Consider the following 21,203-nt stretch of genomic DNA (forward strand, 5'->3'; position numbering starts at 1 on the left):
AGCATACATAAAATCACTGTACGTAATGACTTTTTAAAAAGGTATGGGCGATTTTTCAGGGATGAAAATGTTCCGTCATATTGACTGAGTAAGTGGATGTTTTTTCAGAAATATTGTCAAGACTAGTTATTTTGTTTGATGATAACAAGTATTTTTTGGCAATAATGGGTAAAGATTGAATAAACTGCATTTAATTTGAGGAGGATATATATTATGGCAATCACTGCACAATTAGTTAAAGAATTGCGTGAAAAAACTGGTGCCGGTATGATGGACTGTAAAAAGGCACTTGTACAAACAGAAGGCGATATGGAAAAGGCAATCGATTTCCTACGTGAAAAAGGAATTGCAAAAGCTGCTAATAAAGGCGACCGTATTGCTGCTGAAGGTCTAACTTCAATCGTTGTGGAAGGAAACCAAGCGGTAATCCTTGAAGTGAACTCAGAAACTGATTTCGTTGCTAAAAACGAAGGATTCCAAACTCTTGTTAAAGAATTGGCTGGATTCCTTCTTGCTAACAAACCTGAAAGCGTTGAAGCAGCTCTTGAGCAAACAATGGAAAATGGAGTAAAAGTAGCAGATCATATCAATGCTGCAGTTGCTAAAATTGGGGAAAAATTAACTCTACGCCGTTTCCAAGTTGTTTCTAAAACAGATAACGACGCATTTGGTGCATACCTTCACATGGGTGGACGTATCAGCGTACTATCAGTTCTTGAAGGTACAACTGACGAAGAGGCAGCTAAAGGCGTTTCAATGCATATCGCTGCAATCAACCCTAAATATATCTCTCGCGACCAAGTAGATGCTAGCGAATTAGAACGCGAACGCGAAGTTCTTACTCAACAAGCGCTTAATGAAGGCAAACCTGAAAAAATCGTTGCAAAAATGGTTGAGGGACGTATCAATAAATTCTACGAAGAAATCTGCGTAAACGAACAAGCTTTCGTTAAGAACCCAGATCAAAAAGTGGGACAATTCGTTGAATCAAAAGGCGGAAAAATCCTATCATTCGTTCGTTATGAAGTAGGGGAAGGTCTTGAAAAACGTCAAGAAAACTTTGCTGAAGAAGTAATGAACCAAGTTAAAAAAGACTAATTGTCAGATAATTAATAATGGGGAACACTCTGGTGTTCCCTATTTTTTGAAATGTCATGAATTTTTGGTAGTATTGCAAGAAAGCATGATGAACGAATGAAAAGATTACATAGTTGGAGGTTCTCATGAGTAACGCTAAATATAAACGTGTCGTTTTAAAACTAAGTGGCGAAGCATTAGCCGGTGAAGAAGGATTTGGAATTAACCCTGCAGTAATTAAATCTATTGCTGAACAAGTCAAGGAAGTGGCTGAGCTTGATGTAGAAGTGGCTGTTGTTGTCGGCGGCGGAAACATTTGGCGCGGGAAAATAGGCAGTGAAATGGGCATGGATCGTGCTAATGCCGATTATATGGGGATGCTGGCTACAGTCATGAACTCATTGGCATTACAAGACAGCCTTGATCAGCTTGGAATTGAAACGCGCGTGCAAACTTCCATTGAGATGAGGCAAGTCGCTGAGCCATACATTAGACGCCGTGCTATCAGGCATCTAGAGAAAAAGAGAGTGGTGATTTTTGCAGCTGGTACAGGTAATCCATACTTCTCAACGGATACCACTGCCGCCCTGCGTGCTGCTGAAATTGAAGCTGATGTCATCTTGATGGCGAAGAATAATGTGGATGGCGTATACAATGCAGATCCGGTTAAGGACAAAAATGCGGTGAAGTATGATAAACTTTCCTACCTTGATGTGATTAAAGAAGGGTTAGAAGTAATGGATTCAACTGCGTCCTCACTATGCATGGACAATGATATTCCATTGATCGTCTTCTCGATCATGGAAAAAGGTAATATTAAACGGGCCGTATTAGGCGAAACGCTTGGTACTATTGTAAGGGGGAAATAAAAGATGCCGAAACAAGTTATTTCGAATGCGAAAACGAAAATGGAAAAAGCCATTGGAGCGTACACACGTGAATTAGCAAGCATCCGTGCCGGAAGGGCAAATGCCTCATTGCTTGATAGAATCTCGATCGATTATTATGGATCGCCGACACCAGTAAATCAAGTGGCAGGAATTTCTGTCCCGGAAGCTAGACTATTAGTCATTCAACCATATGATAAAACGGTTTTGGGTGAAATCGAAAAGGCGATTTTGAAATCAGACTTGGGATTAAATCCTTCTAATGATGGATCGGTCATCAGGATTGCCATCCCAGCTCTAACGGAAGAGCGCAGAAAAGAGCTTGTGAAAGTCGTTAAAAAAGAAGCGGAAGAAGCGAAAATAGCTGTCCGTAATGTTCGTCGCGATGCTAATGATGATTTGAAAAAGCTTGAAAAAAGTGGTGAAATCACTGAAGATGATTTACGTGGCTATGCAGATGACATCCAAAAGATGACAGATGGCAACATCACGAAAATTGATGAAATTACAAAAGATAAAGAAAAAGAAATTATGGAAGTATAATTCCCACTGAAGAATTGATTAAATAAAGAGGGCCGAATCCATACTGGGTCATGTCTTGGTTCTAACATATAGGTGTGCTTAAAGGAGAAAACTGTTATAATAAGGTTTCTCCGATAATGATTACTCCTTGAGTTAGTATGTTGCATGCAAACGTTGGAGGTGGTCCTTTTTTTGCATTTTTCATGGTAATCATAACCGGTTTTAGAAAAAAAGAAGTAATGATTTCTCCCTTTCTAGCTTCTAATGAAGAAATAATTTTCATATAAATAATATGAGAACCAGTTTTTTTTTGATATTATAATATAGATTCTTTTTAAGCGGCAGAAAGCTTGATATACATAGTGCACGAAAACTTTGCCTTTGTAGAGAGATAAGTACAACCTGATGGGGGACTAACATATGTATTCACTTTGGAAGCGTTTCGTTAAAAAAGATGCTTCTTCCGATGTAACAAATAGGATTCAGCATATTAAACAGTTTGATGTTCCTCAGCATATCGCCATCATTATGGATGGAAACGGCCGTTGGGCCAAAAAGCGTGCATTGCCACGTGTGGCGGGTCATCATGAAGGAATGAAAACCGTTCGTAGAATTACGAAAGTTGCCAATAAATTAGGGGTCAAAACTTTGACAGTCTATGCGTTTTCCACTGAAAATTGGAAACGTCCGAAAAGTGAAGTCGACTTTTTGATGAAGCTTCCCCAGGAATTTCTGGGGACATTTTTACCAGAGCTCATTTCAGAAAATGTAAGAGTTGAAACGATAGGGGACTTGTCACTCATTCCGTCACATACTCAAGGTGCCGTTAAACGGGCCATGGAGGACACGAAAGACAATGATGGGATGATTCTGAATTTTGCCCTGAACTATGGAAGCCGTGGGGAGATTGTATCTGCAGTGAATAGCATCATTGAAGATGCTAAGAATGGTATAATAAAGGAAAATGTAACTGAGGAAATGCTATCCAGTTACCTGATGACCAAACATTTGTCGGATCCTGATTTACTGATCCGTACAAGCGGTGAAATCCGTTTAAGTAATTTCATGCTTTGGCAGTCGGCTTATACTGAGCTGTGGTTTACTGAGGTGCTATGGCCGGATTTTAGTGAAGAGCATTTATTGCAGGCAGTTGAGGAGTATCAAAAGCGTTCACGAAGATTCGGTGGCGTTTAATGTAGAAGGCGAGGAAAATGGAATAATGAAACAACGAATTATTACGGCGGTCGTAGTTGCCGCTATCTTCATTCCACTAGTCATTTTAGGGGGCACTCCCTTTTTACTGACGGTATATCTGTTAGGGTCAATTGGTTTGTATGAACTGATGAAAATGAAAAAGTTACGTGTACTGTCTTTTGAAGCATTTCTTTCCTACATATTATTGTGGGTGCTTTTATTGCCTAATGAGCATACTGCTTTTTTAGCAGAAATAAATTACGATAAAGTTCAAGTCTTTTTAATCGGTGTTTTGCTGCTATTGCTTTATACAGTCGTTTCAAAAAACCGTTTTACTTTTGATGACGCAGGCTTTCTAGTGATTTCAATCCTATACTTGGGGATAGGCTTCTATTACCTATTTGAAACACGTGACTCATTGGGGTTGGGGCTGATCTATATCCTGCTTACCCTATTTACGATCTGGGCAACCGATTCCGGGGCATACTTCATAGGTAAATCACTTGGTAAAAGAAAGCTATGGCCAGAAATAAGTCCAAACAAGACGGTGGAAGGGTTTATCGGCGGGTTATTTTCCGCGATGGTAGTGGGGGTTCTATTTTACGCCTTCTCCAGCCTGGATTACACGTTATTACAATTATTATTGATTTCATTAATCATTGGGGTATTCGGCCAATTGGGCGATCTCGTCCAATCGGCGTATAAACGTCATTATGGCGTCAAGGATTCAGGAACGCTTCTCCCGGGACATGGTGGGATTTTGGACAGGCTTGATAGCGTGATATTCATTTTACCGATTCTGCATTTATTGCACGTTTTATAATATAAATATAGGCAAGTGTTATCTGAATTAGGAGATGAACAATTTGAAAAATATCAGCCTTTTGGGCGCGACAGGATCGATTGGTCAACAAACAGCGGATGTAGTAAGGTCCCATCCAGATCAATTCAAGATCGTGGCGCTTTCTGCTGGAAAGAATATAGAATTGGTCAGGACTTATATAAAAGAGTTTGAACCGAAACTGGTTTCAGTACAGACGGAAGAAGATTATCATGTTTTGAAAAGTGAATTCTCCAGCCGCAAAGATATCGAGTTCATGTATGGGGATGAGGGTTTGACTGCTGTTGCCGTTTATGGTCAAGCGACGATATTGGTCAATGCTGTAATCGGAAGCGTGGGTCTATATCCTACACTTCAAGCAATAAAGGCTAAAAAGGATATTGCGATCGCCAACAAGGAGACTTTGGTGACGGCAGGTCATTTGGTCATAAGTGAAGCAAAAAAAGCGGGGGTTAGACTGCTGCCGGTTGACAGTGAGCATTCCGCTATTTTTCAGGCATTGCAAGGTGAAAAGGAAAAAAATATAGAACGACTTGTCATTACTGCTTCAGGAGGCAGTTTTCGAGATCGAACCAGGGAAGAATTGAAGGATGTAACGGTGGAAGAGGCACTGAACCATCCGAACTGGTCAATGGGAGCCAAAATCACGATCGATTCGGCATCAATGATGAATAAAGGATTGGAAGTAATTGAGGCCCACTGGCTATTCGATCTCCCCTACGATAAAATTGATGTATTGCTACATAAGGAGAGCATCATCCATTCCATGGTTGAGTTTCATGACTCCAGCGTGATAGCACAACTGGGGACACCGGATATGAGGGTGCCTATACAATATGCGCTTACTTATCCAGACCGTATTCCGCTGGCAGGGCGCAAACGGCTTAACCTTGCTGAAGCAGGCAAACTGCATTTTAGAGATATGGATTTCACCAGATATCCTTGTTTGCAATTCGCTTATAAAGCGGGTAAAATGGGCGGAACGATGACTACTGTGCTGAATGCCGCCAATGAAGCCGCAGTATCTGCATTCTTATCTGGAAAGGTAACCTTCCTTGATATTGAAACATTGATTGAAAAAGCGCTGAATCAGCATTCCGTCATAGCCCTTCCAGATTTAGAAACGATTCAGGAAGTCGATCATATGACAAGGCAGTATATAGAATCTTTAGTGAAAGATAGGTGACCGGAACATGCAGACTTTAGAAACGATTATAGCGTTCATCATCATTTTTGGAGCTCTAGTATTTTTCCATGAGCTTGGGCACTTAGTGTTTGCTAAGCGAGCAGGAATTTTATGCCGTGAGTTCGCAATCGGTTTCGGGCCAAAAGTATTCACATATAAAAAGAAGGAAACCGTTTATACCATTCGATTGCTTCCTCTTGGCGGGTACGTCCGTATGGCTGGTGAAGATGCAGAGAATATAGAATTGAAGCCCGGCTATCGAGTGGGATTAATGTTTGATAATGAAGAGAATGTTACAAAAATCATTTTGAACAATAAAGATAAATATCCTGATATTCGTCTTGTGGAAGTTGAAGTGATCGACCTTGATCATAAACTGATCCTTACTGGTTATGAAGAGGGCGAGGAAGAAACATTAAAAACGTTTGCCATTCATAAAGAAGCGGTGATTGTTGAAAATGGTGTAGAGAACCAGATAGCTCCTTTTGACCGGCAATTTGCCTCAAAGTCGCTTGGGCACCGTTTTCTAACGATTGTAGCTGGACCGGCAATGAATTTCGTTTTGGCTTTTGTCATTTTTGTATTGATCGGCCTGTTTCAAGGAGTCGTGGTGGATGAAGCGAAACTTGGTGAATTGACACCGGACGGCTCGGCAGTAAATGCCGGTTTAAAATCGGGGGATGTCATTCAATCCATAGAAGGGACGGAAGTCTCCACTTGGGGAGATGTTCAGGAAAGCATTCAAAAGAACCCTGGGCAAGAGATCGAGTTCGTCGTTGATAGGGACGGGAAAACATTAGAAGTTCCGGTTGTTCCGCAAGAAGTGGAGAGGGAAGGGAAGAAAATCGGGATTATCGGTGTCTACCCTCCAGTTGAAAAAGCACCGATTAAAGCTATACAATATGGTTTTACAGAAACGTATTTTTGGACAAAACAAATCTTCATCATCCTTGGTGACCTCGTAACGGGTGGGTTTACGATCGACAGTTTATCTGGTCCTGTAGGAATATATAAATCAACTGAGGAAGTGGCGAAACAAGGTTTATTCACGTTAATGAAATGGGCAGGGCTGCTCAGCATTAACCTGGGAATCATGAACCTGCTTCCGCTACCGGCATTGGATGGAGGAAGACTGTTATTCTTTGTGGTCGAATTCTTGAGAGGGAAACCGATCGATCGTCAAAAAGAAGGAATGGTCCACTTCATCGGCTTTGCTTTGCTGATGTTATTGATGATTGTCGTTACCTGGAATGACATCCAGCGCTTCTTCCTGTAAGACATGTTTGGATAACGCAAAACAGGCCAGCAGAATTATCTGTTGGCCGTTTTCTTATCTGAAGGATTTCCTAGTTTTTTAACCGTTTTGGGGAAATTGTTTGTTTTCTAGGGAAATCGTAAGTATAATCGAGAATGAGTATATTAAATTAGCTTTTCTGAATAACTCGGAAAGTCTTTTTTGTATGAAATGACCGTATTAATGTTGCGGTATTAAATTTACCGTAGCTGCAAGTAATTTATAGGAAATATTGAAGAGGTGCAGATATGAAACAAAGTATGACGTTGATCCCTACATTGAGGGAAGTGCCTGCAGATGCTGAAATCAAAAGCCATCAGCTGCTATTACGTGCAGGATTTATGAGACAAAACTCCAGCGGTGTTTATAGTTTTATGCCGCTTGGAAAAAAGGTGCTTCAAAAGGTTGAGGCGATCGTTCGGGAAGAGCTGGAGAATGCTGGTGCAGTAGAATTGTTGATGCCGGCTTTACAACAAGCCGAATTCTGGCAGGAATCTGGTCGCTGGTATACCTATGGTCCAGAGTTGATGCGTCTTAAGGATCGTAACAACCGTGAATTTGCGCTTGGTGCCACACATGAAGAAGTGATAACCAGCTTAGTTCGTGATGAGGTGAAGTCCTACAAGCGTCTTCCATTAACGGTTTACCAAATCCAAACCAAATTCCGTGATGAAAAAAGACCGCGTTTCGGATTGCTGCGTGGACGTGAGTTCATCATGAAGGATGCTTATTCTTTCCATGCCAATCAAGAAAGCCTGGATGCTGTTTATAAAAATTTATATGCGGCATATTCCAATATATTTAGCCGTTGTGGGTTGAACTTCCGTGCCGTCATTGCCGATTCTGGGGCGATGGGTGGTAAAGATACACATGAATTCATGGTCCTGTCTGACATAGGGGAGGATACCATCGCATATTCGGATACTTCCGATTATGCAGCTAATATTGAAATGGCACCTGTGAGTGTAAACTATGAAAAAAGCTCCGAAGAACAAAGTGCACTTGAAAAAATTCATACACCTGGCCAAAAATCGATTGAAGAAGTTGCATCATTCTTGAATACCGATGCAGAGAAACTAATAAAATCGTTATTGTTTAAAGTGGATGAAAAGTATGTGCTTGTTTTGGTACGAGGAGATCATGAGGTCAATGATATTAAGCTGAAGAATTTTTATAACGCTTCAATCGTTGATTTGGTCGATCCAAATGAGACGAAGGAAGTCTTAGGATGTACAATTGGATCTCTCGGACCAATCAATGTCACTTCTGAGGTTGAAGTGATTGCGGATTTTGCCGTCGAAGCCATGGTTAATGGAGTTTGTGGTGCAAATGAGGAAGACCACCATTATGTGAACGTAAATCCCGCTCGTGATTTTAACGTGGCCAATTATATAGATCTACGTTTCATCCAAGAGGGTGACCCATCACCGGACGGAAACGGAAAAATCAAATTTGCCAAAGGGATTGAGGTAGGCCACGTATTCAAACTAGGAACTAAATATTCCGAAGCTATGAATGCGACATTCCTAGATGAAAATGGACGGTCGCAGCCAATGATCATGGGATGTTATGGTATTGGGGTTTCCCGTACACTTGCAGCTGTTGCTGAACAATTCAACGATGAAAAAGGATTGGTCTGGCCAGCGAATTTAGCGCCATACCAAGTCCATTTGATTCCAATAAATATGAAGGATGATTCTCAGGCTGCCCTGGGAGAAGATTTATATAATGAGTTAAAGGCACAAGGCATGGAAGTTCTAATGGATGATCGTCAAGAACGTGCGGGCGTGAAATTCGCAGACTCCGACTTGATCGGTCTTCCTGTCAGGGTGACTGTAGGTAAAAAGGCATCCGACGGAATCGTCGAAGTGAAAATCCGTAAAACGGGTGAGGTTCTTGAAATTGAAAGAGCTGAATTAACTCAAAAGCTTCACGAAATATTGGGGTAATTTAAAAATAGGGGAATTAGGCATCATTCAATTGGATGATGCCTTTCCTTTTCATGGATTTGGATACTAGTGAAACATTCATGATATGTTATAATAGCCTCTGATATCAAAAACGAAAATGATAGTGAATAATATCTAAAGAGATAGTAGATAGGGGAGAGAGGGAATGGATCAAAATCCAAATAGCGGTAGAGAGAGATTTCAACTCTTGCTCCAGCAAATGGACTTGACTGAGGATGCCTTTGTGAATTATTTCATAGGTGCCGAAATTGATAAACTCTCGATCGAGAGGGAGTCCAAAACATGGCATTTTGCCTTTAATATACCTGCATTAATTCCTTGCAGTGTTCATACAAGACTTGCTACTCATCTAGCAAGTACGTTTTCCCATATTGCAAAGGTCACATTCAACTTGAATGTGGCCAATCCGCAGGTGACGGAACAATTGGTGATAGAGTATTGGAAAAACTGCATTGGCGAGCTTGAAGGCATGTCTCCAGCACTTTTATCACTTCTGAATGAACAAGTGCCAACGGTGAATGGATATAAGCTTATCGTAAGCGCCCGAAATGATACGGAGGCTGGTCAGTTAAAACGCAAATACTCCGGCATCATTTCGAATATCTACCAAACATTCGGTTTTCCTCCGTTGACACTTGAAGCGGAAGTGAAGGAAACGGTTTCGAATCCTGATTACCAGAAGTTTTTAGAAGAGAAACAAAAGGAAGACGCGGAAAAGGGACTTGCCGCCCTAGTGGAAATGCAGAAGAAAGAATCGGAAAAAGGCGGCGACGATGGCGTCTACGAAGGACCGGTTAAAATTGGCTATACGATTAAAGAAGATGCGGATTTCCGCAGAATCGAACAGATTATCGATGAAGAGCGCAGGATTGCCATCGAAGGCTTCGTATTTGATGCAGAAGTGCGTGAGTTACGCAGCGGACGAAGCCTGCTGACCTTTAAAGTCACCGATTATACGAGCTCGATATTGGTCAAAATGTTTTCGCGTGATAAAGAAGATGCCGCCATACTTGCCCGAGTGAAAAAAGGGATGTGGGTACGTGCCCAAGGCAGCATTCAAAATGATACATTCGTACGTGACCTTGTAATGATCGCAAATGATATAAATGAAATTTCTAAACAAGGACGGCAGGATAAGGCTCCAGAAGGGGAAAAGCGTGTCGAACTGCATATGCATACCCCAATGAGCTCGATGGATGCAGTGACACCTACTTCTGCGCTTGTTGCCCAGGCTGCAAAGTGGGGACATAAGGCTGTGGCCATTACAGATCATGCGGGAGCACAATCATTTCCTGAAGCTTATAGTGCCGGGAAAAAGAATGGTATCAAAATCCTTTATGGCGTAGAAGTGAATCTTGTAAATGATGGTGTACCAATTGTTTATAATGAGGCGCATATCGCTTTGGCAGATGCCACCTATGTTGTGTTTGACGTAGAGACGACAGGCCTGTCAGCTGTTTATGATACGATCATTGAATTTGCTGCAGTGAAAATTCGTGGCGGTGACATCATTGATCGATTCGAGTCATTTGCGAATCCGCATCACCCACTATCCAATACGACGATAGAATTGACTGGAATCACTGATGATCTTGTACAAAATGCTCCAGAAGTCTCGGAAGTACTGGAAAAGTTCAAGGACTGGGCAGGCGATGCAATCCTGGTTGCCCACAACGCAGCCTTCGATATGGGCTTTTTGAATATAGGTTATAAAAACTTGGGTTATCCTAAAGCTTCCAATCCAGTACTTGATACATTGGAACTTGCCCGTTTCCTATATCCAGAGTTTAAAAATCACCGGTTAAATACATTATGTAAAAAGTTCGATATTGATTTGACCCAGCATCATAGGGCCATTTATGACGCCGAAGCTACTGGTTACCTTATGCTGAAGATGCTGAAGGATGCAATGGAAAAGGAGATTACCCATCATGATCAACTTAATGACAATATGGGTAAAGGAAATGCTTATCAGCGTTCCCGGCCGTCACATTGTACACTGATCGCGCAAACACAGGCTGGGTTAAAAAACCTATTCAAATTAATTTCAATATCACACATCGATTATTTCTATCGTGTGCCCCGGTTACCGCGCTCACAACTTAAAAAGTATCGTGAAGGAATCTTGGTGGGATCGGGTTGCGATAAAGGGGAAGTTTTTGAAGGGATGATGCAGAAGGGTTTTGAGGAAGTCGTCGATATCGCCGAATTCTACGATTATCTTGAAATTCATCCGAAGGAAGTGTATCAGCATTTGATTGAGCTTGAATATGTACGGGATGATAAATCATTAGAAACGATCATCTCCAATATCGTCAAGCTTGGTGAAAAATTGGATAAGCCAGTCGTAGCCACGGGAAATGTGCATTATTTGGAGCCGAATGATAAAATTTACCGCAAAATCCTTGTGAATTCACAAGGCGGCGCCAATCCGCTGAATCGTCATAAGCTGCCTGACGTACATTTTCGGACAACAGATGAAATGCTGCGGGAATTCTCCTTCCTCGGTTCCGAGAAAGCCAAAGAGGTCGTGGTGACCAACACGAATAAAATCGCTGATATGATTGAAGAAATCAAGCCAATCAAGGATGAGTTATACACACCTAAAATTGAAGGTGCAGATGAAGAGATGCGTGAAATGAGTTATGGCATGGCAAGAAAGATTTATGGAGAGAACCTGCCTGAAATCGTGGAAGCCCGTCTTGAAAAAGAATTGAAAAGCATCATTGGCCACGGTTTTGCCGTTATTTATTTAATTTCTCACAAACTTGTTAAAAAATCATTGAATGATGGTTATCTAGTTGGTTCAAGGGGGTCGGTTGGATCATCTTTCGTTGCCACCATGACTGAAATTACAGAGGTAAATCCGCTTCCGCCGCATTATGTATGTCCGGAGTGCAAGAAATCCGAATTCTTCAATGACGGTTCTGTAGGTTCCGGGTTTGACCTGCCCGATAAAGACTGTCCCGATTGCGGCATTGCTTATACAAAAGACGGGCATGATATCCCGTTTGAAACTTTCCTTGGGTTTAAAGGGGATAAGGTTCCCGATATCGACTTGAACTTCTCCGGTGAATATCAGCCGAAGGCCCATAACTATACGAAGGTCTTATTCGGTGAAGAATATGTATATCGTGCAGGGACGATTGGTACGGTCGCCGAAAAAACGGCTTATGGATATGTAAAGGGGTATTCCTCCGATAATAACATCCATATGCGTGGAGCCGAGACTGATCGCCTTGTTGCCGGCTGTACTGGTGTGAAACGGACGACAGGACAGCATCCGGGCGGAATCATCGTTGTTCCGGATTATATGGATATCTATGATTTCACACCTATTCAGTTCCCTGCGGATGACAGGAATTCCGAGTGGAAAACTACTCACTTTGATTTCCATTCCATTCACGATAATATTTTGAAACTTGATATACTTGGACACGATGATCCGACTGTAATCCGGATGCTTCAAGATTTAAGCGGCATCGATCCAAAGACCGTTCCTACCGATGATCCGGAAGTAATGAAAATATTCAGCAGCACTGAATCTTTAGGAGTTACCGAGGAACAGATCATGTGTAAAACGGGTACGCTTGGCATCCCGGAATTTGGTACGCGTTTTGTCCGGCAAATGCTTGAAGATACGAAACCTACGACATTTTCCGAACTTGTTCAGATTTCGGGGCTTTCCCACGGTACGGATGTATGGCTGAGCAATGCACAGGAACTGATTCACAACCGGATATGTACACTGAGTGAGGTTATAGGCTGCCGGGATGATATTATGGTCTATTTGATTTATCAAGGTCTTGATCCTTCCCTGGCGTTTAAAATCATGGAATCTGTTCGTAAAGGGAAAGGGCTCTCTGAGGAATTCGAAGAGGAAATGAGGAAAAATGAGGTACCGGAATGGTATATCGATTCATGTAAGAAGATTAAATACATGTTCCCGAAAGCCCATGCTGCAGCTTACGTCTTGATGGCTGTCCGGATTGCCTATTTTAAAGTCCATCTGCCTTTATTGTATTATGCAGCCTATTTCACAGTGCGTGCCGATGATTTTGAAATCGACGCCATGACACGGGGATCGCAGGCCATCAAAGCAAAGATGGAAGAAATCATGGTAAAGGGATTGGATGCATCCACCAAGGAAAAGAATACATTGACGGTTCTCGAACTTGCTTTGGAAATGTGTGAACGCGGATATTCCTTCGCTAAAGTTGACTTGTACAAATCCAGTGCAGATCAATTCTTAATTGAAGGAAATACTTTGATACCGCCTTTCAATTCGATACCGGGTCTTGGGACGAATGCGGCGATCAATATTGTCAATGCACGGAAAAATGGTGAATTCCTCTCCAAAGAAGACCTTCAGCAACGTGGGAAGGTTTCAAAGACCATCCTTGAATACCTTGATAAACAAGGCTGTCTGGAATCATTGCCTGAACAAAATCAGTTATCATTATTTTAAAGGGGAAACTGATTTCAAAAAGGAAGAAACAGACATGATATTTGCATAAATATCTTGATTATGGTATATTTTTATTGGAAATACTAAGAGGAACCAATGGAAAGAGTGGGGAAACCCACTCTTTCGTGTTGTATTGACCATTTAATTTTGAATCCGAAACCAAGCGCATACAACGCACGTATGGAGGAAACAAATGAGTAAAAAGGTAACGGAAGTCGTAGAGGAATTAGCATTACCAATTCTTGAAGAATTGCAGCTTGAATTAGTCGAAGTGGAGTATGTGAAGGAAGGTAAAAGCTGGTTCCTTCGAGTGTACATTGATAAAGAAACAGGCGTAGATATTGATGATTGCGGAAATGTGAGTGAAAAACTCAGTGAAAAGCTTGATGAGGTTGATCCGATTCCACAAAATTATTTTCTCGAAGTTTCATCACCCGGAGCTGAAAGGCCTCTGAAAAAAGAGAAGGATTTCCTTAATGCTATCGGTAAAAATGTTTACATAAAAACATACGAGCCCATTTTAGATGAAAAAGAATTCGAAGGAATCTTAACCAGTTTCGATGGTGAAGAAGTGACACTCGAAGTCAGAATCAAGACAAGAAAGAAAACGATCGTCATACCATTCGAAAAGGTAGCGAAAGCAAGATTGGCGATTACCTTCGCTTAAGTCAAGCAAATCATTAATTTAAATATCCGTAAGGGGGATCACCATGGGCAATGAGTTATTGGATGCTCTCTATATTTTAGAAAACGAAAAAGGAATTTCCAGGGAGGTTTTGATCGACGCGATTGAATCTGCCCTTATATCGGCATATCGCCGTAACTTTAACCAAGCACAAAATGTTCGTATCGACTTGAATCTTGGTAAAGGGACTATGCGTGTATTTGCCAGAAAAGACGTTGTTGACGAAGTGTTCGATTCACGTCTGGAAATTTCTGTTGAAGAAGCAAGAGCAATTGATCCCAACTATCAGTTAGAGGATATTGTCGAAATGGAAGTAACACCTAAGGATTTCGGCCGTATTGCTGCACAAACAGCAAAACAAGTCGTTACTCAAAGGGTGCGTGAAGCGGAACGGGGCATCATTTATGCCGAATTCATCGATCGTGAAGAGGATATCATGACTGGTATCGTTCAACGCCAGGATTCCCGATTCATTTATGTGAGCCTAGGTAAAATCGAAGCTTTGCTCCCGGTGAATGAGCAAATGCCGAATGAACAGTATAAGCCACATGATCGCATTAAAGTTTTCATCACTAAAGTTGAAAAGACTTCCAAGGGCCCGCAAATTTTTGTATCCCGTTCACATCCTGGCCTTTTAAAACGTTTATTCGAAATCGAAGTGCCTGAAATTTTTGATGGAACAGTAGAAATTAAGTCAGTTGCCCGCGAAGCAGGCGACCGTTCAAAAATCTCCGTGCACTCCGATAACGAAGAAGTAGATCCAGTCGGTTCTTGTGTAGGTCAAAAAGGACAGCGTGTCCAGGCCATCGTCAATGAATTGAAAGGTGAAAAAATCGATATCGTTAAATGGTCGGAGAATCCGGTCATTTTCGTTGCGAATGCTTTAAGCCCTTCAAAAGTACTTGAAGTTATTGTTAAAGAAGAGGAAAAGGCGACGACTGTAATCGTTCCGGATTATCAACTTTCCCTGGCAATTGGTAAGCGTGGACAAAATGCCCGTTTAGCTGCCAAGCTTACAGGCTGGAAAATTGATATCAAGAGTGAAACGGAAGCCCGCGAAGCTGGTATTTATCCTGTGGAAGAACAGGAATTCCTTTTGAGCAGAGATAGTTATGTTACTGAAGAGGAAACAGATTTCGAAGAGGATAACGAGTAATTCGAGGTGAAAAAAGATGAATAGCCGAAAAAAAATCCCGATGCGTAAATGTGTGGCTACAGGCGAAATGAAGCCGAAGAAAGAACTCATTCGCATCGTTCGATCTAAAGAAGGGGAAGTCAGCCTTGATCCTACCGGAAAGAAATCTGGAAGGGGAGCTTATTTGACTCTTGATCGGGATGTTATCGAGCTGGCCAAAAAGAAAAATGTGCTGGCTAATCACCTTAGTACCCAAATCGATTCTTCCCTTTATGAACAATTGCTTGAATTAGTGAATAAGGAGAAAAACTAACACCATGACCCAACAACAACAATGGATGTCTCTATTAGGTTTGGCCAATCGAGCACGCAAGCTAATTTCGGGTGAAGAATTAGTGGTTAAAGAGATTAGAAGCGGTAATGCCAAAGTTGTTATTTTATCCGCGGACGCTTCAAAAAACACTGAAAAAAAAATATCTGATAAGTGCGCATTTTATCAGGTTCCTTTAAAAAGAGTCGAAAGCAGGTCATTGCTCGGCCATGCGATAGGCAAGGATGCTAGAGTTGCCGTCGCAGTTCTGGATGAAGGTTTTGCACAAAAACTCCGAACGCTGCTCGATTAAATTTTACGGGGGTGAACGTATGACAAAATTGCGTGTATATGAATATGCAAAACAAAAGAACGTTTCAAGCAAGGATGTAATAAATAAACTTAAAGAAATGAATATAGAGGTAACAAACCATATGACAGCATTAGACGATTCAACTGTAAATAAATTAAACGATTCAATCAAACCTAAAAACGAAGATAAAAGCCAAGAACCAAAAGCTAACGCTACGGTTGCGAAGTACGAAGCTGAGGCGGATGAAAAGAGCACAGTCAATAAAGAAAAACTGAAGAAGAAACCACCAGTTAAACCTGTAGGGACGAAAAAACCAACAGGTCAGTTCAACAAAGGTCGCAATAACAAGAATAAAAATAATAAACAAAGACAACAAGCGCCTCAGGCACCTGTAACAAAACGTAAAGAAAGGGAACTTCCTGAGAAAATTACGTTTTATGAGTCTTTGACGGTTATGGAACTTGGAAAAAAACTTCACCGTGAACCTTCTGAAATCATTAAAAAACTCTTTATGCTTGGTGTTATGGCAACAATCAACCAGACTTTGGATAAAGATGCAATTGAATTGATTTGTGCGGAATACGGTGTAGTGGCCGAAGAAGAGATTCGTATCGACCTAACAGACCTGGAATCACTTGTAACTGAGGACGCTTCTGAAGATTTGATTGAACGTCCGGCTGTCGTGACGATCATGGGTCACGTCGACCATGGTAAAACGACATTGCTTGATTCTATACGCCATACAAAAGTAACTGAAGGCGAAGCAGGCGGAATCACTCAGCATATCGGTGCTTATCAAGTTAAAGTTAACGATAAGAAAATAACATTCCTGGATACACCAGGCCATGCTGCGTTTACAACAATGCGTGCCCGCGGTGCACAAGTTACCGATATCACCATCCTTGTCGTCGCTGCGGATGATGGCGTTATGCCTCAAACGATTGAAGCGATCAACCATGCTAAAGCGGCAGAAGTTCCAATTATCGTCGCTGTCAATAAGATGGATAAAGAAGCTGCCAATCCGGACCGTGTCATGCAAGAATTGACAGAGCACGGTTTAGTTTCTGAAGCATGGGGAGGAGATACGATCTTCGTACCAATTTCAGCTAAAAACGGTGAAGGCATCGACAGCTTGCTTGAAATGATTCTTCTTGTCAGTGAAGTGGAAGAGTATAAAGCTAATCCATCTCGTAAAGCAAATGGAACTGTCATCGAAGCACGTTTGGATAAAGGGCGCGGATCGGTTGCCACTTTGCTAGTTCAAAACGGAACGTTGAAAATCGGCGATCCGATTGTTATCGGTAATACATTCGGACGTGTCCGTGCTATGGTTAACGATCTTGGACGCCGTGTTAAGGATGCAGGTCCATCAACACCGGTTGAAATCACAGGATTGAACGAAGTGCCACAGGCCGGCGATCGTTTCATCGTCTTTGAAGATGAGAAAACAGCCCGTCAAGTTGGGGAAGTGCGTGCACAAAGGCAACTTGCTTCACAACGTAATGAAAAATCCCGTGTAACCCTGGATACATTGTTCGAACAAATGAAAGAAGGGGAAATTAAAGAATTGAACATCATTTTAAAGGCTGATGTTCAAGGTTCTGCGGAAGCAGTAGCCGCTTCCCTGAATAAAATAGAAGTGGAAGGCGCTAAAGTAAAAATCATACACACTGGCGTCGGTGCTATCACAGAGTCTGACATCATCCTTGCTACAGCTTCGAATGCAATCGTCATCGGATTCAACGTCCGTCCTGACGTGAATGCGAAGCGTGCAGCTGAATCAGAAAATGTTGATGTCCGCCTTCACCGCATCATTTATAAAGCGATCGAAGAGATCGAGTCAGCTATGAAAGGGATGCTTGACCCTGAATTCGAAGAAAAAATTATCGGTCAGGCTGAAGTCCGTACGACTTTCAAAGTATCCAAGGTTGGTACGATTGCCGGTTCTTACGTTACAGAAGGAAAAATCACTCGTGACAGCGGAATTCGCTTAATTCGTCAAGGTGTCGTCATTTTCGAAGGTGAAATTGATGCATTGAAACGCTTTAAAGATGATGTAAAAGAAGTGGCAACGAACTATGAGTGCGGTATTACGATTAAAAATTATAACGACCTTAAAGAAGGCGATGTAATTGAAGCGTATGTTATGGAAGAGATTGAACGTAAATGATCGTTGGCTCTGTCCAATGTGAATGCATCATCCATGACACCCATTCTTTGAAAGAAAAACGGGCCGTGCTTCAGCGTGTCATGACACGGCTTAAGCAGAAGTTCAATATTTCTGTAGCAGAAACCGATTTTCAGGATTTATGGCAGCGGACAACGATTACTATCGTTACCGTAACATCCTCACGGAAGGCTACTGAACGGGAACTTCAAAATGCCCTTAAATTTCTAGATTCTTTTCCGGAACTAGAGCGAACAATAACAGATATAGACTGGCTTTAGGCTATCGAGGTGATATTATGAGCCTTCGTTCAAATCGTGTTGGCGAACAAATGAAAAAAGAGCTGAGTGAAATTATCGGCCGAAAAATTAAAGATCCAAGAATCGGATTTGTTACTGTGACGGATGTCGCGGTTACAGGCGATTTACAACAGGCAACAGTTTATATTTCCGTTTTGGGTGACCAGGAACAAAGGGAGAAAACCCTGCAAGGTCTAGCTAAGGCGAAAGGATTCATGCGTTCAGAAATTGGGCAGCGGATCCGCCTTCGCAAAACCCCTGAGCTGTTTTTTGAATTTGATGAATCGGTCGATTATGGTAATCGTATCGAGTCGTTGATTTCCCAAATCAATAAACCGGCTGAAAAAGACGAGGAATAAGCAAGCAGTAAAAGGAGGCCGACTCAATAAGTGCTTTGCACTTCTTGAAGTCGGTCTCTTTTTTTTGAAAAATGGATATGTAAAAAAACGAAAAACACCTATCGAAATGGGAATTCATTTTGCTTTATGATAGTAATTTAGGGTGTTTTATAAATGATGAGGTGAAAGCGTGAACGGTATTCTTCCATTATGGAAACCCAAGGGATTGACATCCCATGATTGTGTTTTTAAATTAAGAAAGATCCTAAAGACTAAAAAGGTTGGGCACACAGGTACTTTAGATCCTGATGTAACAGGGGTTTTACCTATTTGTATTGGCAGGGCAACCAAGATAGCCGAATATTTGACAGAAGCCGGTAAAGCGTATGAAGGGGAAGTGACCCTTGGTTTTTCCACGACAACTGAAGACGCAAGCGGTGAAAAAGTGGAAGAGAAAAAGGTTGATCAAGTGATTCAGCGTAAACGGATTCTGGAAGTGCTGGAATCACTGACTGGAAAGATTGAACAGACGCCGCCAATGTATTCAGCAGTAAAGGTAAACGGGAAGAAGTTATATGAATATGCCCGTGCAGGGGTGGAAGTGGAGAGGCCGACAAGGGAGGTCACCATTTATGATATTAATCTTCTCGATGATCGTTCTGAATTTAAAGGGGAAACCATCTCTTTTCGGTTTCGCGTCAAATGCAGCAAAGGAACGTATATTCGGACGCTTGCAGTCATGATGGGGGAAGAATTGGGTTTTCCTGCCCATATGTCAGACTTGACACGTATTGAATCAGCAGGTTTTAAGCAGGAGGATTGTTTCACATTTGCTGAAGTGGAAGACTTCATGGAAAGTGGACAAACGGATAAATTTCTGCTGCCTTTGGAACGGGGATTATTTCATTTGCCCAAATTTCAGATTAGTGATAAAGTAGCAAAGAAAGTACTTAACGGTGCGGTATTGGAACAAACAAAGGATGTTGTTGTTGATAAAGGGATGCCTTTTGTTATGGTCGACCCAGCAGATAAGGCCATTGCCATTTATCAAATACATCCGACAAAAGAGGGATTAATTAAACCTGTAAAAGTATTGGCACAAGAATTATAGACCGTTTTACCGTCGGAAAGAGGAGATTGAAAGGTGAAAGTGATCGCAATAGAGCATCCTCATCAATTTAATTCGGATGATTTTCCCGAGCTTGTAATGGCGCTTGGATTTTTTGATGGTATACATAAAGGTCATCAGATTGTTATTCAGACCGCCAAGCAAAAAGCCGATGAAATGAATCTTAAGTCAGCAGTAATGACATTTGACCCGCATCCTTCTGCAGTACTGGGTAGGAAAACGGAAAATATCCGCTATATCACTCCACTTGAAGATAAGGTGGATATCATAGAGTCGATGGAGATAGATTATTTATTCATTGTCCATTTCAGCAAGGAATTTGCTTCGGTTCTGCCGCAGCGGTTCGTTGACGAATACATTGCCGGGCTGAATGTCCGTCACATAGTTGCAGGCTTTGATTATTCCTACGGTCGCTATGGTCAAGGATCGATGGAAGATTTGCCTGTTTATGCACAGGGCAGATTTTCACAGACAGTCGTCGCAAAACAGACAATTGAAGATGAAAAGGTTAGCTCGACGAGAATCAGGGAAACTCTCGGTAACGGTAGCTTTACCGACTTTTATCATTTGGCTGGCCGCCGCTATTTAACGAAAGGTCATGTCGTTCACGGTGAAAAGCGGGGCAGGAAATTGGGTTTCCCCACCGCTAATATTGATGTGGGTGATGATTATATTTTTCCTGCTGCCGGCGTATATGCCGTCAGGATCAAAATAAGCGGTAAATGGTATAAAGGGGTTTGCAATGTCGGTTACAAACCTACATTCCACGAAGAAAAACCTAAATATCCGACTGTAGAGGTTCATGCCTTGGAGTTCTCGGGAGATATTTATGGCAACCAAGTCTCGGTTGAGTGGCATATAAGACTTCGGAGTGAGCAGAAATTTTCCGGACTTGAAGCATTGGTCGCTCAGATCGAAACGGATAAGCAAAATGCCATAGCCTATTTTGCAAAGCTTGAAGGATAAAAGACAAGACTTGCAATTTTAATGAAAAACATGTATTCTATTGTATGTATGAAAATAACCATTGCTTGGCTAGTCGAGACTCCGACGCTGGCTCGGTAATAGGTGATTTTACAGAATTTTAGGAGGAATAATAACATGGCAATTACACAAGTACGCAAAAACGAACTTATCGCTGAGTTCAGAACTCACGATACTGACACTGGGTCTCCAGAAGTTCAAATCGCAGTATTAACAGAAGAAATCAACAACTTGAACGGTCACTTACGCACACACAAAAAAGACCACCATTCACGTCGTGGTCTTCTAAAAATGGTAGGTAAACGTCGTAATCTTTTAACTTACCTACGTAACAAAGACGTTACTCGTTACCGTACACTAATTAACAAATTAGGTCTACGTAGATAATTTTTTCAGGAAGGCGG

At 41.7% G+C, this 21,203-nt stretch carries 19 protein-coding genes; all 19 read left to right on the forward strand.

What is annotated here, in order from left to right:
* Positions 1–213: 213 nt before the first annotated feature.
* The 19 genes from tsf to rpsO all read left to right on the forward strand — a co-directional run bounded on the left by tsf (position 214) and on the right by rpsO (position 21,186).
* Positions 214–1,098 carry a translation elongation factor Ts gene (gene tsf, locus ACWF5P_RS19160; RefSeq protein WP_101224670.1) on the forward strand — a complete coding sequence of 295 codons (885 nt, stop codon included), beginning with the start codon at positions 214–216 and terminating at the stop codon, positions 1,096–1,098.
* Between the two features lie 125 nt (positions 1,099–1,223).
* Positions 1,224–1,946 (forward strand): UMP kinase, encoded by a 723-nt coding sequence (pyrH, locus tag ACWF5P_RS19165; RefSeq protein WP_034313639.1) that lies wholly within the window; start codon positions 1,224–1,226, stop codon positions 1,944–1,946.
* A 3-nt stretch (positions 1,947–1,949) separates the two neighbouring features.
* Positions 1,950–2,507 carry a ribosome recycling factor gene (frr, locus tag ACWF5P_RS19170; RefSeq protein WP_101224671.1) on the forward strand — a complete coding sequence of 186 codons (558 nt, stop codon included), beginning with the start codon at positions 1,950–1,952 and terminating at the stop codon, positions 2,505–2,507.
* A gap of 399 nt (positions 2,508–2,906) precedes the next feature.
* The gene (locus ACWF5P_RS19175; protein ID WP_101224672.1) at positions 2,907–3,680 is read left to right on the forward strand and encodes an isoprenyl transferase; all 774 of its coding nucleotides are present in this window, start codon (positions 2,907–2,909) and stop codon (positions 3,678–3,680) included.
* A gap of 25 nt (positions 3,681–3,705) precedes the next feature.
* Positions 3,706–4,503, forward strand: a complete 798-nt coding sequence (locus ACWF5P_RS19180; protein ID WP_260357096.1) for a phosphatidate cytidylyltransferase — start codon at positions 3,706–3,708, stop codon at positions 4,501–4,503.
* A gap of 43 nt (positions 4,504–4,546) precedes the next feature.
* Complete coding sequence (gene dxr / locus ACWF5P_RS19185; protein ID WP_434169089.1) at positions 4,547–5,707, forward strand: 1-deoxy-D-xylulose-5-phosphate reductoisomerase; 1,161 nt, start codon at positions 4,547–4,549, stop codon at positions 5,705–5,707.
* Between the two features lie 7 nt (positions 5,708–5,714).
* A complete protein-coding gene (gene rseP / locus ACWF5P_RS19190; protein WP_101224674.1) occupies positions 5,715–6,983 on the forward strand; it encodes an RIP metalloprotease RseP in 1,269 nt (422 codons plus the stop codon).
* 266 nt (positions 6,984–7,249) lie between these two features.
* Positions 7,250–8,950, forward strand: coding sequence for a proline--tRNA ligase (locus ACWF5P_RS19195; RefSeq protein WP_434169090.1), 1,701 nt, complete (start codon positions 7,250–7,252; stop codon positions 8,948–8,950).
* A 166-nt stretch (positions 8,951–9,116) separates the two neighbouring features.
* Entirely contained in the window at positions 9,117–13,439 is a 4,323-nt protein-coding gene (locus ACWF5P_RS19200; RefSeq protein ID WP_427574124.1) for a PolC-type DNA polymerase III, read from the forward strand.
* 193 nt (positions 13,440–13,632) lie between these two features.
* Positions 13,633–14,106, forward strand: coding sequence for a ribosome maturation factor RimP (gene rimP / locus ACWF5P_RS19205; protein WP_048684765.1), 474 nt, complete (start codon positions 13,633–13,635; stop codon positions 14,104–14,106).
* A 43-nt stretch (positions 14,107–14,149) separates the two neighbouring features.
* Entirely contained in the window at positions 14,150–15,280 is a 1,131-nt protein-coding gene (gene nusA / locus ACWF5P_RS19210; RefSeq protein ID WP_076366463.1) for a transcription termination factor NusA, read from the forward strand.
* A 16-nt stretch (positions 15,281–15,296) separates the two neighbouring features.
* Positions 15,297–15,572, forward strand: a complete 276-nt coding sequence (rnpM, locus tag ACWF5P_RS19215; protein WP_061462443.1) for an RNase P modulator RnpM — start codon at positions 15,297–15,299, stop codon at positions 15,570–15,572.
* A 4-nt stretch (positions 15,573–15,576) separates the two neighbouring features.
* Complete coding sequence (locus ACWF5P_RS19220) at positions 15,577–15,882, forward strand: YlxQ family RNA-binding protein (protein WP_034313614.1); 306 nt, start codon at positions 15,577–15,579, stop codon at positions 15,880–15,882.
* 19 nt (positions 15,883–15,901) lie between these two features.
* Entirely contained in the window at positions 15,902–18,052 is a 2,151-nt protein-coding gene (infB, locus tag ACWF5P_RS19225) for a translation initiation factor IF-2 (protein ID WP_101224678.1), read from the forward strand.
* Complete coding sequence (locus ACWF5P_RS19230; RefSeq protein ID WP_101224679.1) at positions 18,049–18,330, forward strand: DUF503 domain-containing protein; 282 nt, start codon at positions 18,049–18,051, stop codon at positions 18,328–18,330. The genes infB and ACWF5P_RS19230 overlap by 4 nt, the downstream gene beginning before the upstream one ends.
* Positions 18,331–18,347: 17 nt before the next feature.
* Positions 18,348–18,707, forward strand: a complete 360-nt coding sequence (rbfA, locus tag ACWF5P_RS19235) for a 30S ribosome-binding factor RbfA (RefSeq protein WP_101224680.1) — start codon at positions 18,348–18,350, stop codon at positions 18,705–18,707.
* A gap of 169 nt (positions 18,708–18,876) precedes the next feature.
* Complete coding sequence (gene truB, locus ACWF5P_RS19240; RefSeq protein ID WP_434169091.1) at positions 18,877–19,797, forward strand: tRNA pseudouridine(55) synthase TruB; 921 nt, start codon at positions 18,877–18,879, stop codon at positions 19,795–19,797.
* Between the two features lie 33 nt (positions 19,798–19,830).
* Entirely contained in the window at positions 19,831–20,781 is a 951-nt protein-coding gene (ribF, locus tag ACWF5P_RS19245; protein ID WP_452445177.1) for a bifunctional riboflavin kinase/FAD synthetase, read from the forward strand.
* Positions 20,782–20,916: 135 nt separating this feature from the next.
* A complete protein-coding gene (gene rpsO / locus ACWF5P_RS19250) occupies positions 20,917–21,186 on the forward strand; it encodes a 30S ribosomal protein S15 (RefSeq protein WP_053345367.1) in 270 nt (89 codons plus the stop codon).
* Positions 21,187–21,203 lie beyond the last annotated feature (17 nt).

The organism is Peribacillus sp. NPDC055009, assembly GCF_053608705.1.